The 14,011-nt window shown below is 74.6% G+C and carries 16 protein-coding genes; all 16 read right to left on the reverse strand.

The features are described from left to right. Window positions 1-4 precede the first annotated feature (4 nt). Window positions 5-739, reverse strand: coding sequence for a cytochrome c biogenesis CcdA family protein (locus K330_RS0105645; protein WP_022920873.1), 735 nt, complete (start codon window positions 737-739; stop codon window positions 5-7). After that, entirely contained in the window at window positions 736-1,347 is a 612-nt protein-coding gene (locus tag K330_RS0105650) for a TlpA family protein disulfide reductase (protein ID WP_022920874.1), read from the reverse strand. Before K330_RS0105650 ends, K330_RS0105645 begins: the two co-directional genes overlap by 4 nt. Continuing rightward, a complete protein-coding gene (locus tag K330_RS19370) occupies window positions 1,344-2,042 on the reverse strand; it encodes a histidine phosphatase family protein (RefSeq protein WP_022920875.1) in 699 nt (232 codons plus the stop codon). Before K330_RS19370 ends, K330_RS0105650 begins: the two co-directional genes overlap by 4 nt. Before the next feature lie 142 nt (window positions 2,043-2,184). Continuing rightward, on the reverse strand, window positions 2,185-3,525 hold the full coding sequence (gene hemL / locus K330_RS0105660; protein WP_022920876.1) for a glutamate-1-semialdehyde 2,1-aminomutase: 1,341 nt from the start codon (window positions 3,523-3,525) through the stop codon (window positions 2,185-2,187). Window positions 3,526-3,613: 88 nt separating this feature from the next. Continuing rightward, window positions 3,614-4,108, reverse strand: coding sequence for a MarR family winged helix-turn-helix transcriptional regulator (locus K330_RS0105665; RefSeq protein ID WP_022920877.1), 495 nt, complete (start codon window positions 4,106-4,108; stop codon window positions 3,614-3,616). Next, window positions 4,105-5,091, reverse strand: a complete 987-nt coding sequence (gene hemB / locus K330_RS0105670) for a porphobilinogen synthase (protein ID WP_029202356.1) — start codon at window positions 5,089-5,091, stop codon at window positions 4,105-4,107. The genes K330_RS0105665 and hemB overlap by 4 nt, the downstream gene beginning before the upstream one ends. 26 nt (window positions 5,092-5,117) lie before the next feature. Continuing rightward, a complete protein-coding gene (locus tag K330_RS0105675; RefSeq protein ID WP_022920879.1) occupies window positions 5,118-6,779 on the reverse strand; it encodes a bifunctional uroporphyrinogen-III C-methyltransferase/uroporphyrinogen-III synthase in 1,662 nt (553 codons plus the stop codon). A gap of 7 nt (window positions 6,780-6,786) precedes the next feature. Then, a complete protein-coding gene (gene hemC, locus K330_RS19375) occupies window positions 6,787-7,854 on the reverse strand; it encodes a hydroxymethylbilane synthase (RefSeq protein WP_051145505.1) in 1,068 nt (355 codons plus the stop codon). Window positions 7,855-7,892: 38 nt separating this feature from the next. Next, the gene (locus K330_RS19380; RefSeq protein ID WP_022920881.1) at window positions 7,893-9,284 is read right to left on the reverse strand and encodes a glutamyl-tRNA reductase; all 1,392 of its coding nucleotides are present in this window, start codon (window positions 9,282-9,284) and stop codon (window positions 7,893-7,895) included. Next, complete coding sequence (locus K330_RS19385; protein WP_084617287.1) at window positions 9,281-9,943, reverse strand: redox-sensing transcriptional repressor Rex; 663 nt, start codon at window positions 9,941-9,943, stop codon at window positions 9,281-9,283. Before K330_RS19385 ends, K330_RS19380 begins: the two co-directional genes overlap by 4 nt. Before the next feature lie 198 nt (window positions 9,944-10,141). After that, complete coding sequence (locus tag K330_RS0105695; protein ID WP_022920883.1) at window positions 10,142-10,453, reverse strand: glutaredoxin family protein; 312 nt, start codon at window positions 10,451-10,453, stop codon at window positions 10,142-10,144. 96 nt (window positions 10,454-10,549) lie between these two features. Beyond that, window positions 10,550-10,648: a 30S ribosomal protein bS22 gene (locus K330_RS23190; RefSeq protein WP_003792170.1), complete on the reverse strand. Its 99-nt coding sequence runs from the start codon at window positions 10,646-10,648 to the stop codon at window positions 10,550-10,552. A 240-nt stretch (window positions 10,649-10,888) separates the two neighbouring features. Then, window positions 10,889-11,089 carry a helix-turn-helix domain-containing protein gene (locus K330_RS0105705; RefSeq protein WP_022920885.1) on the reverse strand — a complete coding sequence of 67 codons (201 nt, stop codon included), beginning with the start codon at window positions 11,087-11,089 and terminating at the stop codon, window positions 10,889-10,891. A 193-nt stretch (window positions 11,090-11,282) separates the two neighbouring features. Beyond that, entirely contained in the window at window positions 11,283-12,470 is a 1,188-nt protein-coding gene (locus tag K330_RS0105710) for an acetoin utilization protein AcuC (RefSeq protein WP_029202359.1), read from the reverse strand. Between the two features lie 99 nt (window positions 12,471-12,569). Beyond that, window positions 12,570-13,109: a GNAT family N-acetyltransferase gene (locus K330_RS0105715; RefSeq protein WP_029202360.1), complete on the reverse strand. Its 540-nt coding sequence runs from the start codon at window positions 13,107-13,109 to the stop codon at window positions 12,570-12,572. A gap of 93 nt (window positions 13,110-13,202) precedes the next feature. Further along, a complete protein-coding gene (gene proC / locus K330_RS0105720) occupies window positions 13,203-14,006 on the reverse strand; it encodes a pyrroline-5-carboxylate reductase (RefSeq protein ID WP_022920888.1) in 804 nt (267 codons plus the stop codon). Window positions 14,007-14,011: the final 5 nt, after the last annotated feature.

Consider the following 14,011-nt stretch of genomic DNA (forward strand, 5'->3'; position numbering starts at 1 on the left):
ACCGTCAGATCACCGTGGTGAAGTTGCTGGTCAACCGGGTCTGCACCCAGGCGGTCGCCTCGGCCCACACGCCGGTGAGCATGAGCAGGCCGAGCAGCACGAGCAGGCCGCCGCCGACGCGCTGGACGAGCACGTAGTGGTCGCGCAGCCAGCGGGAGGCGCGGGTGACCCAGCCCAGGCCCGCGGCCACGAGCACGAACGGCACCCCCAGGCCCAGGCTGTATGCGGTGCCCAGCACCAGGGCGCGCCAGACCTGGTCGTCCCCGGGCAGGATCGAGGTGCCGAGGGTCTGGATCGCGGCCAGGGCCGGTCCGGTGCAGGCGCTGAAGCCCAGGCCGAAGGCGACCCCCAGCAGCGGGGCACCGGCGATGCCGGCGGCCGGGCGCCACCGCACCCGCCACTGCGCGGTGGGCTGCAGCAGCATGACCAGGCCGAGCGCGAGGACGACGCCGCCGGCGACCCGCAGCAGCAGGCCCTGGTGCTCCACGAGCGCCAGGCCCACCCCGGAGATCACCACGCTCATCAGGAGGAACACCAGGGTGAAGCCGAGGACGAACAGCAGCGCGCCGAGCACGAGCCGGCGCCGCGAGGAGGTGCCGGCGGACGTCATACCCCCGACGTAGCCGAGGAAGCCCGGCACGAGCGGCAGCACGCAGGGCGAGGCGAAGGAGACCAGGCCCGCCAGCGCGGCGACGAGCACCGCGCCCAGCAGGGGCCCGGAGAGGACGAGCTCGCTCACCGGGCGGGTTCTCCGGCCAGCACGTCCTCGATGAGCCCGCGCAGGGTGGAGGCCTCGACGGGGCCGCTCACGCGGGCCGCCAGGCGTCCCTGGCCGTCCAGGACCATCGTCGTGGGTGTGGCCACCGCCAGGCCCTGCAGCTGGGCACGGGTGCGGCCGCCGTCGTCCTGCAGCGAGGGGTAGGAGACGGAGTACCGCTCCTGGAACGCCAGGGCGCTGGGCACCGAGTCGCGGCTGTTCACCCCGATGAACCGCACCGGCTCACCGGCCTCCGCGAGCTCGGTGGCGACCTCCTCCAGGTCCATGGTCTCCTCGATGCACGGGCCGCACCAGGAGCCCCACACGTTGACCACGACGACCTCGCCGAGGTGGTCCGCGGAGGACCACGCCTCGTCCTCCAGCGTGGTGCCCTCCAGCGTGATGACGGTCTCGCGCTCCTCCGGCGCCAGGGCCTGGACGGTGCCGTCGCCGGCGACGTAGCCCTTCTGGTCGCCCTGGCGCATCTGGTCGTTGATCGTCGACCCCTCGCCCTGGCAGGCGGCGAGGGTGAGGGACAGGGCCAGCGCGCCGAGCACGCCGGCGGCCCGGCGGGGGGCAGGTCGCCTCACCGGATCACCTCGGTGGACGTCCCGGTGACGTCCAGCGCGCCCGGCAGCAGGTGGGCGGCCGGCTCGGAGTAGCTGACGTCGACCACCTCGGAGCCGTGGAAGCGGACGGTGGTGAGCGAGGCCAGGGTGCACTCGCGGCGGCGGGGGTGGTGCCACAGCCGCTTGCGCTCCAGGGAGCGGCGCAGCGTCCACACCGGCAGCTGGTGGCTGACCAGGACCGCCTCGTGCCCCTCGGCCGCGGCGCGTGCCGCCTCGAGGGCCTCGGTCATCCGGGCGGCGATCTCGCCGTAGGGCTCGCCCCAGGACGGGGTGAAGGGGTTGGTGTAGGCCTTCCAGTGCCGCCGCCGCCACAGCGCGCCGTCACCGCGGCCCACCGTCAGGCCCTCGAAGTGGTTGACCGACTCCACGAGCCGGTCGTCCACCCCCACCTCCAGCCCGTGGGCCGCCGCGACCGGTGCGGCGGTCTCCTGGGCGCGCTCCAGCGGGGAGGCCACGACGTGGGTGATGTCCTCGTCCTTGAGGGAGTCGGCCGCGGCCTGTGCCATCTGCTGCCCGCGCTCGGACAGGTGGTAGCCGGGCAGCCGGCCGTAGAGCACCCCGTGGGGGTTGTCCACCTCCCCGTGCCGCATCACGTGCACGACCGTGACCAGGGTCCCGTCGGGCAGGGCGCGAGGCTCGCGGGCGGGGGAGGACATGGGCGCGATTCTCCCACGCGAGGCTGGGACGTCACTGAGCCGGTCGTGCGGGCCGCCCCGTCCGGCCGGGCGCGTCCTCGTGCCGGGGAAACTTCCCCCGCACGAAGCACCTCCCCCGGCACGGAGCCGTCGGTCGGCTGCCTCAGGCGATCTCGGCCGCCGACTCCTCGATGGCCGACACCACGGTCTGCACCGCCTCGTCGTCGTGCGCTGCGGAGACGAACCACACCTCGTAGCAGCTGGGCGGCAGGTGCACGCCGCGGCGCAGCATGGCGTGGAAGAAGCGTCCGAAGCGCTCGGTGTCCTGGGCCCGGGCGTCGTCGTAGTCGCGCACCTCACCCTCGCGGAAGAAGACGCTGAACATCGAGCCGACGCGCTGGATCCGGTGGGGCACCCCGTGCCGCCCGAAGGAGTCCGTCACGGCGGCCGTCAGCGCGTCGGCGACCTCGTCGAGGCGCGCGTAGACCTCCGGTGTGCAGGCCTGCAGCGTGGCCAGCCCGGCGGCGGCGGCCACCGGGTTCCCCGAGAGGGTGCCCGCCTGGTAGACCGGCCCCTCCGGCGCCAGCATCGCCATGACCTCGGCGCGCCCGCCGAAGGCCGCGGCCGGGAAGCCGCCACCCATGACCTTGCCGAAGGTGAACAGGTCGGGGGCGCCGGAGGCCGGCACCCCCTCGAGCCCGAGCCACCCGGCGGCCGACGCGCGGAAGCCGGTCATCACCTCGTCGCTGACCAGCAGCGCGCCGTGCTGGGCGGTGATCCGACGCAGCCCCTCGGTGAAGCCGGGCGCCGGGGGCACGACCCCCATGTTGCCCGGCGCCGCCTCGGTGATGACCGCGGCGATCTCGGAGCCGCGCTCGGCGAAGGCCCGCTCGACGGCGCCCAGGTCGTTGTAGGGCAGCACGATCGTCTCGGCGGCCGCGCTGGCCGGCACGCCGGGGCTGTCCGGCAGGCCGAACGTCGCGACCCCCGACCCCGCCGACGCCAGCAGGGCGTCCACGTGACCGTGGTAGCAGCCGGCGAACTTCACCACGGCCGAACGGCCGGTGAAGCCGCGCGCCAGCCGGATCGCGCTCATCGTCGCCTCGGTGCCGGAGCTGACCAGGCGCACCCTCTCCACCGGCTCGACCCGCCGCACGATCTCCTCGGCCAGCAGCACCTCGCGCTCGGTCGGCATGCCGAAGGAGAAGCCCTCGGCGGCCGCCTCGGTGACGGCCTGCAGCACCTGCGGGTGGGTGTGCCCCAGGATCATCGGGCCCCAGGAGCCCACGAGGTCGACGTAGCTGCGCCCGTCGGCGTCCTCCAGCCACGCTCCGCGGGCGCGTGTCATGAAGCGCGGCGTTCCCCCGACCGAGCCGAAGGCACGCACCGGGGAGTTCACCCCGCCGGGCACAACCTTGCGCGCCCGAGTGAGCAGGGCCTCGGAGGCCCGGGCGCCGTCAGGGTATGGGGTGTGCTCGGGGCTGCGGGTGGCGTCGGTGGTCATCCCTCCAGCCTGCCACGTCCGGGAGGTGGCGCTCACCGCGGCGCCACCGCCACCGGGAGGGCCGCCGCCCGTCCCCGGTCGACGGTCCCTAGATGACGTCGGAGGCCTGGTCCTGCCCGCGGTTGGCCCGCACGACCCGCGCCATCAGCTCGCCGTAGGCCAGCAGCTCCTCGCGGCTCAGGTGGTCCAGCAGGGCCTGACGCACGCTCTCCACGTGGACCGGCGCGAGCTCGCCGATCATCCGCAGGCCCTCGTCGGTCAGCGCCAGCATCACGCCGCGGCCGTCGTCGGTGGAGCGGTCGCGGCGCACCCAGCCCCTGCGCTCCAGGCGCGTGGCGGTGTGGCTGACCCTGCTGCGCGACTGCACGACCAGCTCGGCCAGCGCCGACATGCGCATCCGGGCGCCGGGCGCCTCGGAGACCATCGAGAGCAGCTCGTACTCGCCCATGCTGACGTCGTGGCGGTCCAGGGCCTCCTCCATGGCCAGGCGCAGCAGGTGGGAGGAGCGCAGGATGGCCCGCCAGGCCCGCTGCTCCTCGTCGTCGAGCCAGCGCACCTCCGGCGCCGGGGTCGCCCCGCTCACCGCCCGGCCGCCAGCAGCCGGGCCGCGTGCACGGCGTAGTAGGTGAGCACGACCTGGGCCCCGGCCCGACGGACCGAGGTCAGCGACTCCAGGACCATGCGGTCACGGTCGACCCAGCCGCGCTCCGCCGCCGCCTCGATCATGGAGTACTCCCCGCTGACCTGGTAGGCGGCGACCGGCACGTCGGCGACCTCGGCGACGTCGCTGAGCACGTCGAGGTAGGGCCCGGCCGGCTTGACCATGACCATGTCGGCACCCTCGGCGAGGTCGAGCCGCAGCTCCCTCAGGCTCTCGGTGCGGTTGGCCGGGTCCTGCTGGTAGGTCGCGCGGTCTCCCTGCAGGGTGGAGGCCACGGCCTCCCGGAACGGGCCGTAGCAGGCGGAGGCGTACTTGGCGCTGTAGGCCAGCACGGCCACGTCCTGGTGGCCGGCCGCGTCGAGCGCCGCACGGACGACCCGCACCTGGCCGTCCATCATCCCGCTGGGTCCCACGACGTGGGCCCCGGCGGCGGCCTGCGCGACGGCCATCTGTGCATACCGCTCCAGCGTGGCGTCGTTGTCGACGCGGCCGTGGGCGTCGAGCACCCCGCAGTGGCCGTGGTCGGTGAACTCGTCCAGGCACAGGTCGCTCATCAGGACGGTGGAGTCCCCCAGGGCGTCGCGCAGCGCGCGCAGCGCCCGGTTGAGGATGCCGTCGGGCTCGGTCCCGCAGGTGCCCGCGGCGTCCTTGTCCGCCTCGCGCGGCACCCCGAAGACCATGATCCCGCCGACCCCGGCCGCGACGGCCTCACGGGCGGCGTCGACCAGGCTCTCGAGGGTGTGCTGCAGGACACCGGGCATGGAGCTGACGGGCTGCGGCTCCTCGATCCCGTCGCGGACGAAGACCGGCAGCACCAGGTCGGCCGGGTGCAGCCGGGTCTGCGCCACGAGGCGTCGGACCGCGGGGGTGGTCCGCAGCCGGCGGGGACGCTCGTGCGGCGTCACGAGGGCCGGACGACGGTCGCCGCCGGTCACCGACGTGCGCGGGAGCGGCGACCCGCGGCGCGCTGCTGGCTGGGGCGCAGCACCGGCCGACCCTCTGCCTGCGCGGCGGCGGCCACGCCGCGGGCGTGCTGGGCCAGCGCGTCCACGAGCGCCAGCGAGCTGGCCTCCGGCGCGACGACGTCGACCCGCAGGCCGTGCTCCTCGGCGGTCTTGGCGGTGGCCGGCCCGATGCACGCCACGACGGTCGTCGGGTGGGGCTTGCCGGCGATGCCGACCAGGTTGCGCACGGTCGAGGAGGAGGTGAAGCAGACCGCGTCGAAGGCACCGCCCTTGATCGCCTCGCGCACGGGAGCGGGCGGCGGGGCCGCGCGCACGGTGCGGTAGGCGGTGACGTCGTCGACCTCCCAGCCGGCCTCCTGCAGCCCGGCCACCAGGGTGTCGGTGGCGATGTCGGCCCGCGGCAGGAAGACCCGGTTGATGGGGTCGAGCACCTCGTCGTAGGGCGGCCACGCCTGCAGCAGCCCCAGCGCCGACTGCTCCTCCTCGGGCACGAGGTCGGGCTCCAGGCCCCAGTCGCGCAGCGCGTCGGCGGTCACGCCGCCCACGGCGGCGAGCTTGAGCCCGGAGAAGGCGCGGGCGTCCAGGCCAAGGGCCTCGAACTTCTCCCGCACGGCCCTGACCGCGTTGACCGAGGTGAAGCCGACCCACTCGTAGCGACCGGTGACCAGGCCCTTGACCGCCCGGTCCATCTGCTGCGGGGTGCGGGGCGGCTCGACCGAGATGGTCGGCACGACCGCGGAGGTGGCGCCGTAGGAGGCGATCCGCTCGGTCATCGGCTCCGCCTGCTCCTTGGTGCGCGGCACCAGGATCGACCAGCCGAAGAGCGGCTTGGTCTCGTACCAGGACAGCTCGGCGCGCAGCTCGACCTGCTGCCCGACGACGGCGACGGACGCGTCGGGGCACTCGCTCTTGCCGGAGGACAGCGCCGCGATGGCGGTCTCGAGCGTGGTGACCGAGGTGTGCTGGGTGACCGTGGTGCCGTGCTGGGTCAGCGCGACGGGGGACTGCGGGTCGCGGCCCGCCTCGGCCAGCCGGCGCAGGGCCGCGGTCAGCGGCTCCCCGCACCCGAGGATGACCACGGTGATGTCCTCGCGGGCCGAGAGCGTCCAGTCGACCTGCGGGTCGGCGGCCGAGACCATGTGCAGCGAGCCGGCCCCCTCGTGGGTGGACAACGGCACCCCGGCGTAGGCGGGCACCGACCAGGCGGTGCTCACCCCGGGCACGATCTCGAAGGGCACCCCGGCCTCACGGCAGGCCAGCGCCTCCACGGTCAGCCCGGTGAACGCGGTCGGGTCGCCGTCCATGAGCCGCACCACGAGGTGGGAGGGCGCGCCGAAGCGGGTGGCGGTGCGCACGAGGAGCTGGGCGCGGGCGTCCTCCCCCATCGGGCGGCCGGCCCGCGACGGGCTCTGCTCGGTGGTGACGACGAACTCGACGTCCTCCCTGGTCCACGCGCGCAGCTGCTCCACGTGGTGGATCGTGTCGAGCAGGACCACGTCGGCGGCGGCCAGGTAGTCCCGGGCGCGCACCGTGAGCAGCCCGGGGTCGCCCGGTCCCGCCCCGACGAAGGCGACCCGGGCGGCGGTGGCCGGGGGCGGGACGGGCAGGGACGCGGCTTGGGTGCTCACGTGCGGATCACACTCCGGTGTTGGGTGACCCCGGGCCGGTCGCCGCGGCGTCGGGGCGCACGGTCCTGGGGTCGAGACGGTTCAACAGGTCGTCGGCCAGGGTGCGGCCGAGGTGGACCGGGTCGGTCCCGGTCAGCTCCTGGCGCTGCGGGAGGTCCTGCAGCGCCACGAAGACGGAAAGGGTCAGCGGCGGCACGTCGAGGTCCGTCGCGTCGGGGTCGGCGCCGAGGGCACCGGGTATGCCGTGCACGTGCCCGGCGCCGGGCACGAAGGTCGCGAGCGCGCCGACCGGGGCGGTGCACCCGGCCTCGAGGCGGGCCAGGACGGCCCGCTCGGCGGTCACGGCCGCCCGGGTCGGGGCGTGCTCGAGGACCTCGGCCAGCAGCCGCGCGAGGTCGGCGTCGGTGATCCCCGCGTCGACCCCGTGGTCCTGCAGCGGGGCGTCGCCGTCCCGGCACTCCACCGCCAGGGCGCCCTGGCCGGGCGCGGGCAGCATGGTCGCCAGGTCGATCCGCTCGGTCGCCTCGTCCAGACGGCCCAGACGGGCCAGCCCGGCGCAGGCCAGGACCACCGCGTCCAGCTCGCCGGTGCGGACCAGGTCGATGCGGGTGCCGACGTTGCCGCGGATGTCGCGGACGACCAGGTCGGGCCGGGTCCGGGCCAGCTGGGCGGCACGGCGGGGCGAGCCGGTGCCGACGACCGACCCGGGGGGCAGCTGGGCGAGCGTGAGCCCGTCGCGGGCGACGAGCGCGTCGCGGGGGTCCTCGCGCTCGGGCACGGCGGCGATGACCAGCCCCGGCTCGGGGGTGGTCGGGATGTCCTTGAGCGAGTGCACGGCCAGGTCGATCCGGCCCTCGCGCAGGGCATCGCGCAGCGCCGAGGCGAACACCCCCGTGCCGCCGATCTCGGACAGGCTGGCCCGCGACACGTCGCCCTCGGTGCGGACCAGGACCAGCTCGACCTCGTGGCCGGCCGCGCGCAGGCGGTCGGCCACCCACTCGGACTGGCTGGTGGCCAGGGCGCTGGCCCGGGTGCCCAGGCGCAGCGGGCGGCCCACGCGGGCGACCCAGGGCATCCGGTCGGGCGTGGCGTCCGGGCGGAGGGAGCCGACGCTCATCGGGCACCCCCTGCCCGGGCGGCCTCGGAGGCCGCGGTGATGTCGGGCACCTCCAGCGGCGGCGCGGCGACGACCGCGACCTCGTGGGGGTCGAGGTCGAACAGCTCGCGCAGGGCGGTGGCGTAGTCGCCGGGCTCGTTGCCGGCCCCCGTCTGCAGCTGCTTGACCCGCACGGTGGGGGTGTGGAGCAGCTTGTCGACGACCCGCTGGACGGTGCGGCGGACCTCGGCCCGCTCGTCGTCGGGCAGGTGGGGCACCCGCTGGTCCAGACGGCTCATCTCGGCGTCGACGACCCGTGCGGCCTGGGCGCGGAGCGCGGCCAGGGTCGGGCCGAGCCGTGCGGTGCGCCGCTCGGCCACGTACCCGGCCACCTCGGTGCTGACCAGCGCGCGCACGGCGTCGACCGCGTCGTCCTGGGCGGTCCGCCCACCGTCGGCGTGCTCGGCGCGGTCGGCCGTCTCGAGCTCGTCGCGCAGCTCGGCCAGCCCCCACAGGCGCACCCCTGCCAGGGAGGTGACGGCCGGGTCGACGTCGCGCGGGAGCGCCAGGTCGAGCAGCACCAGCGGTGCGCCGCTGCGGCCCTGGTCGGCGCGGGCCCGGGCGAGCCGGTCGGCGTCGACGACGTGCCCGACGGCGCCGGTGCAGGTGAGCACCAGGTCGGCGCCGCCCACGAGGCGGGGCGCGTCGACCCAGTCGGCGACCCGTGCGCCGTGCTGCGCGGCGAGCCGCTCGGCCCGGTCGCGGGTGCGGTTGACGATCGTCAGGTCGGTGACGCCGGCGCGTGCGAGCGTGGAGACGGCCAGCCCGGACATGGCGCCCGCCCCGACGACCACCGCCTTGGCGCCGGAGAGGTCGCTGAGCACGGAGCGGGCCAGGTCGAGCCCCGTGCCGACCAGGGAGTGGGAGACCCGGTCGATCGTGGTCTCGGAGTGGGCGCGCTTACCCACGCGCAGGGCTTGCTGCAGCAGCGGGTTGAGCGTGGCGCCCAGCCGGCCGTCCTGCTGGGCGGCGGCGAGGGCGTCGCGCAGCTGCCCCAGGATCTGGCTCTCGCCCACCGCCATGGAGTCCAGCCCGCAGGCCAGCTCGAAGAGGTGGGCCACGGCCCGCTCGTCGTAGTGGACGTAGAGGTGGGAGGCGAGGGCCTCGCGCTCCAGACCCGTGATCTCGCACAGCGCCTCGCCCACCCCGGTGAGCGCCCCGTGGAAGGTGTCGGCCTCGACGACGACCTCGAGCCGGTTGCAGGTCGCCAGGACCAGGGACTCGGCCACGTGCTCGCGCTCGTGGACCCGCGCCGCGAGGTCGCGCGCCCCCTCGGCCCCGAGCGCGGCACGCTCGAGCAGCTCGATGGGGGCCGTGTGGTGGGACAGCCCGACGACCAGGACGCTCATCCGGCCTCGTCCCCCCGCGAGTCGGCCAGCAGACGCTGGTGCTCGTGGAAGGCGAGGATCTGCAGCTCGGTCGCCAGGTCGACGGCCCGCACGTGCACGCCCTCCGGCACGCGGAGCACGACCGGGGCGAAGTTGAGGATCGAGCGCACACCCAGGCCCACCAGCGTGTCGGCGACCTGCTGGGCCGCGGACGCCGGCGTGGTGACGACCCCGACGGCGACCGGGGTGCGCACGGGGTCGAGGTCGGCGAAGGTGCCGACGGCCAGGCCCTCGATCGTGGTGCCGACCAGCTCCGGGTCGTTGTCGACAAGGGCGACGACCTGGAAGCCGCGCGGGGCCAGGCCGCCGTAGGCGACGAGCGCGCGGCCCAGGTTGCCCATCCCGACGATCACCACGGGACGTTCCTGGCTGAGCCCGAGCTCGGCCGCGATCTGGTCGGAGAGGCGGGCGACGTCGTAGCCGACGCCGCGCACGCCGTAGGAGCCCAGGGAGGACAGGTCCTTGCGGACCTGGGCGGAGCGGATGCCCATCAGGTCGGCCAGCTCGTCGCTGGAGACGGAGGGACGGCCGCGCTCGGCCAGCTCGGTCAGGGCCCGCAGGTAGCCGGGGAGTCGTCCGACGGTGGCCTCCGGCACACCGCGTCGGGTCGACTCGGCCATCATCGGCGGACCCCGCTCCTCTCATCGACAACGACGTCGAGGGGCGGTCTTATATCAGACGCGCTGACACGCTCGACGCGGACCCCCACACTCTAGGCAGCGGTTCCCGTTTCAACCAAAACGAGCCTCCGTGAGGTACGTCACCGCTTGACGTGACGTCGGCCCGCACGGCGCATCGGCGCAGGCCACCTCCGCGGGTCAGCGGCGCAGGGCCGTCCGGACGGCCTGCGGGTCCACGCTCCAGTGCGCGACCTCCCGGTCCTCCACCAGCAGGACGGGGACCCGGGTCGTCCACCGCTCCAGCAGGGCGGGGTCGGTGCGGCCGAGCTCGTCCAGGTCGACGACGCGCAGCCTCCCCCGGCGGGCCCCGCGCGCGGGCCGCTCGGCCAGCACCTGGGAGACGACCTGCTCCATCTGGTCGCACAGGTGGCAGCCGGCGCGGGTGACGACGACCACGTCGACCTCCCCGCCGCGCGACCGCCGGCCACGCAGCTGCTCGAGCCACCTCATACCCGCTCCTCGTGCCGTGCCATCACGGGCGCCGGGGACGCCGAAGGCGCCGCCCCGTCGGGGTCGACGCCTTCTGCAGCGCTCCGGCTCAGCCGGTCACTTCTTGTTGCGACGCTGGTGACGCGTCTTGCGCAGCAGCTTGCGGTGCTTCTTCTTCGCCATCCGCTTGCGGCGCTTCTTGATCACAGAGCCCATGGGCTGTCCTTCGTCTCGATGGTCAGGGTCGTGCCTCGGCGTCGTGCGGGGCGCACGGGTCACCGCATCGCATCGGTGCACCCGCGCAGGCGGCCGGGAGCGGCGCTGATCGCGGCATCGCTGCCACGCCTCACCCGCACGACGAACCCGGCAAGCCTAGCGCGGCTGCCGGTCGGCGCCCAAACCCACCGGATGGTTCCCGGCCGACCCTCACGGGCGGGGCCGCCCCGGAGACCTCGGTCACGCAGTGCCGTGGTAGGACTCGTCGAGGTAGTCGTGGACTGCCTTCTCGGGGACCCGGAAGGAACGGCCGACACGGACGGCCGGGAGCTCGCCGGAGTGCACCAGGCGGTACACCGTCATCTTGGACACGCGCATCACGGCAGCCACCTCGGCCACGGTCATGAACGTCATCTCGGCGAGCTGGCGCTCTTCTGCCATAGGACGCATCCCGTCTCTCGTATGAGCGTGGACCCGGTCGCGGCTTCCCCTCCGGCCCGGCTCCACTGATCTGTCGTGCCCACACTAGGGGCAGATGTGGTGTTTGCGAAAGCGGTGGCGGCAGATTGTCCAGCCCGACACGCGGACTGGTGCCACCTGGACCGGTGTGACTGGTGTGCCGGACGTGGCCTGATCAGTCGAAATAGGGGTCCAGGCCCCATCCGGGGAAGATCGCCCGGCGGGTGGCCATGATCGCCGAGTCCACCGGGTCCTCGGGGTGGTAGCCGTCCTCCCAGGCCCCGTACCGGATCGGGCGGCCGCCACGGTCACCCATCGTCGCCGGTGCCTCGCGGCCGTAGGTGTGCTCCACATGGCTCCGCCAGCTCTGCGGCACCGGCGTCGTGGGGTCCACGGGCCGTCCGGTCACCACGCCGATGAGGTGGGTCCAGGCGCGGGGCACCACGTCGACGAGCTCGTACCCGCCACCGCCCAGGGACACCCACCGCCCGCCGGCCACGTCGTCGGCCAGGTCACGCACCCAGGAGTATGCCGTCGCCATCGCCTCCATCGACACGCTCAGGTGGGCCAGCGGGTCGGAGTAGTGACAGTCGCAGCCGTGCTGGCTCACCAGCACGTCGGGCCCGAAGGTGCGCACGATCGTGGGGACCACGGCCTGGTAGGCGCGCAGCCACCCCTCGTCGCCGGTGCCGGGCGGCAGGGCGATGTTGACGGCGGTGTCCGCGGCGCGCGGCCCACCCGTGTCGCCGGGGAAGCCGGTGCCGGGGAAGAGCGCACGGCCGGTCTCGTGCAGGGAGACGGTCATCACCCGGTCGTCGTCCCAGAACACCCGCTCCACACCGTCCCCGTGGTGGACGTCCAGGTCGAGGTAGACCACCCGCCGAGCGCCCAGGTCCAGCAGCCGGGTGATCGCCACCGCCGCGTCGTTGTAGACGCAGAAGCCGCTGGCGGTCGTGGGCATCGCGTGGTGCAGGCCGCCACCGATGTTGACGGCGTGCCTGGCCTCGCCCGACCAGACCGCCTCGGCCGCGGCCAGGGTGCCGCCGACGGCAAGGGCGGAGGCCTCGTGCATGCCGGCGAACGCCGGGGTGTCCTCGGTGCCCACGCCGTGCCGGCCGGTGGCCGAGGCAGGGTCGGCCGAGGCCGCCTTCACGGCCTCGAGCAGCTCGGGGCTGTGCACGGTCAGCAGCTGCTCGTCGGTCGCGGGCTCCACCGGCCGGACGACCACGTCGTCGTGGTCGAGCAGGCCGAGGGCGTCCGCGAGCCGGTGCGTCAGGTCGAGCCGCGACGGGTGCATGGGGTGGCCCGGCCCGAAGTCGTAGGCCGTGTAGCGCTCGTCCCACATCACCCAGGATGCCGTCATAGGAGCCACGGTAGTCCACGACACGGCGTCGTGGTCACGCCCGCCGCGGCGGCGGGGCCGGCGCAGCCGTCCCGGCGCGGGACGCCGGGCCGCGGGGTCTCAGAGCGAGGTCGGGACGCCGCCGGTGTCGGTCAGCGGGTAGACCATCATCATCTCCTCGGAGTCGGCGTCCTCCTCGTCGACGCCGCGGATCCGCATCGGGCGACGGTCGTCCGTCGGCCGGAAGCCGAAGCTGGAGGCGAACGCCACGGCCCGTCCGTTGTCGGTGCCCACCCAGTAGACGAGCTGCTTGAGGCCCACCTCGCGGCCGACCCGGGCAGCCTTCTCCATCAACCGGCGGGCGACGCCGCTGCCACGGCGCGGCGGCTCGACCCACAGGCCGAACAGCTCGCCGGCCCCGGGGATCCCGGTGCGGTGGCCGGTGCCGACGCTCACGACGCCGATGACGTCCTCGCCGTCGACGGCCAGGATGCGGCGCGAGCGCTCCATGCGCTCCTGCCACACCGAGTCCTCGAACGCCTCTTCCTCCTCGGCGGAGGCGACGAAGGCCTCCGGCGACTCACGCAGGGCCCTCAGACGGACGTCCCGATAGGTGGCCCACTCGTCCTTGTCGAGGACGCGCACGTGAATCTCGTTCATGCCCATACTCTGTCACACGCCGCCGAGGCGTTGCGCGGCGCTCCTGACCGCTTCCTGGGAGGGCCACGCCGCTGCCCGGTCCGGCCCCCGACCTCAGTCCGGCGGCGGGGTGAGCTGGCGCGACCGGGTGGCCGCGGCCTCCATGGCGGTGAGGAAGGCCGCGCGCACCTTGTGGTCCTCCAGGGCGCGCAGCGCCGAGACGCTGGTGCCACCGGGGCTGGAGACCTGCTCGCGCAGCACGGTGGGGTGGGCACCGGTCTCGCGGATCATCGTGGCCGCGCCGTAGAGGGTCTGCACGACCAGCTCCGTGGCGGTGTCGCGGGGCAGGCCCAGCAGGACGCCGGCCTCGATCATCGCCTCGACGACGTAGAAGATGTAGGCCGGGCCGCTGCCGCTGATCGCCGTCACCGCGTCCTGGTGGGACTCGTCCAGCACGATGACGCGTCCGACGCTGCCCATCAGCTCCCGCGCCTGCTCCAGCTGCTCGGGCGTGCAGTGGCTGCCCGGGCTCATCCCCGACATCCCCTGGTCGACCAGCGCCGGGGTGTTGGGCATCACCCGCACCACCGAGGTGCCGGCGGGCAGACGACGCTCGAGGAAGTCCGTGGTGATGGCCGCGGCGATGGAGACGACCAGGGTGCCGGGGCGCACGTCGTCGTGGATCTGCTCGATGAGCCCGGACATGTCCTGCGGCTTCACCGCGAGCACGACCACGTCGGCCTCGGCAGCGGCCTCGTCCGCCCGGGCCGCCCGGGCACCGTGCTGGGCGGCCACCTGCTCGGCCCGCTCCGGGGACTTGTCGGCCACGAGAAGGTCGGCGGGGTCGTGCCCGGAACGGACGAGGGCGGCGAGCAGCGTGCTGCCCATCACCCCCGCACCCAGCAGCGCGATCGTCATACCCC

The organism is Ornithinimicrobium pekingense DSM 21552 (assembly GCF_000421185.1).
Lineage (GTDB): Bacteria > Actinomycetota > Actinomycetes > Actinomycetales > Dermatophilaceae > Ornithinicoccus > Ornithinicoccus pekingensis.

Bases quoted from the DNA above. Each gene is read 5' to 3' on its own strand.
- K330_RS0105710 (WP_029202359.1), bottom strand. From the start codon at position 12,470: ATGACGGCATCCTGGGTGATGTGGGACGAGCGCTACACGGCCTACGAC.
- K330_RS23190 (WP_003792170.1), bottom strand. From the start codon at position 10,648: ATGGGCTCTGTGATCAAGAAGCGCCGCAAGCGGATGGCGAAGAAGAAG.
- K330_RS19370 (WP_022920875.1), bottom strand. From the start codon at position 2,042: ATGTCCTCCCCCGCCCGCGAGCCTCGCGCCCTGCCCGACGGGACCCTG.
- hemC (WP_051145505.1), bottom strand. From the start codon at position 7,854: ATGCCCTGGGTCGCCCGCGTGGGCCGCCCGCTGCGCCTGGGCACCCGG.
- K330_RS0105715 (WP_029202360.1), bottom strand. From the start codon at position 13,109: ATGAACGAGATTCACGTGCGCGTCCTCGACAAGGACGAGTGGGCCACC.
- proC (WP_022920888.1), bottom strand. From the start codon at position 14,006: ATGACGATCGCGCTGCTGGGTGCGGGGGTGATGGGCAGCACGCTGCTC.
- hemL (WP_022920876.1), bottom strand. From the start codon at position 3,525: ATGACCACCGACGCCACCCGCAGCCCCGAGCACACCCCATACCCTGAC.
- K330_RS0105695 (WP_022920883.1), bottom strand. From the start codon at position 10,453: ATGAGGTGGCTCGAGCAGCTGCGTGGCCGGCGGTCGCGCGGCGGGGAG.
- K330_RS19385 (WP_084617287.1), bottom strand. From the start codon at position 9,943: ATGGCCGAGTCGACCCGACGCGGTGTGCCGGAGGCCACCGTCGGACGA.
- K330_RS0105705 (WP_022920885.1), bottom strand. From the start codon at position 11,089: ATGGCAGAAGAGCGCCAGCTCGCCGAGATGACGTTCATGACCGTGGCC.
- K330_RS19380 (WP_022920881.1), bottom strand. From the start codon at position 9,284: ATGAGCGTCCTGGTCGTCGGGCTGTCCCACCACACGGCCCCCATCGAG.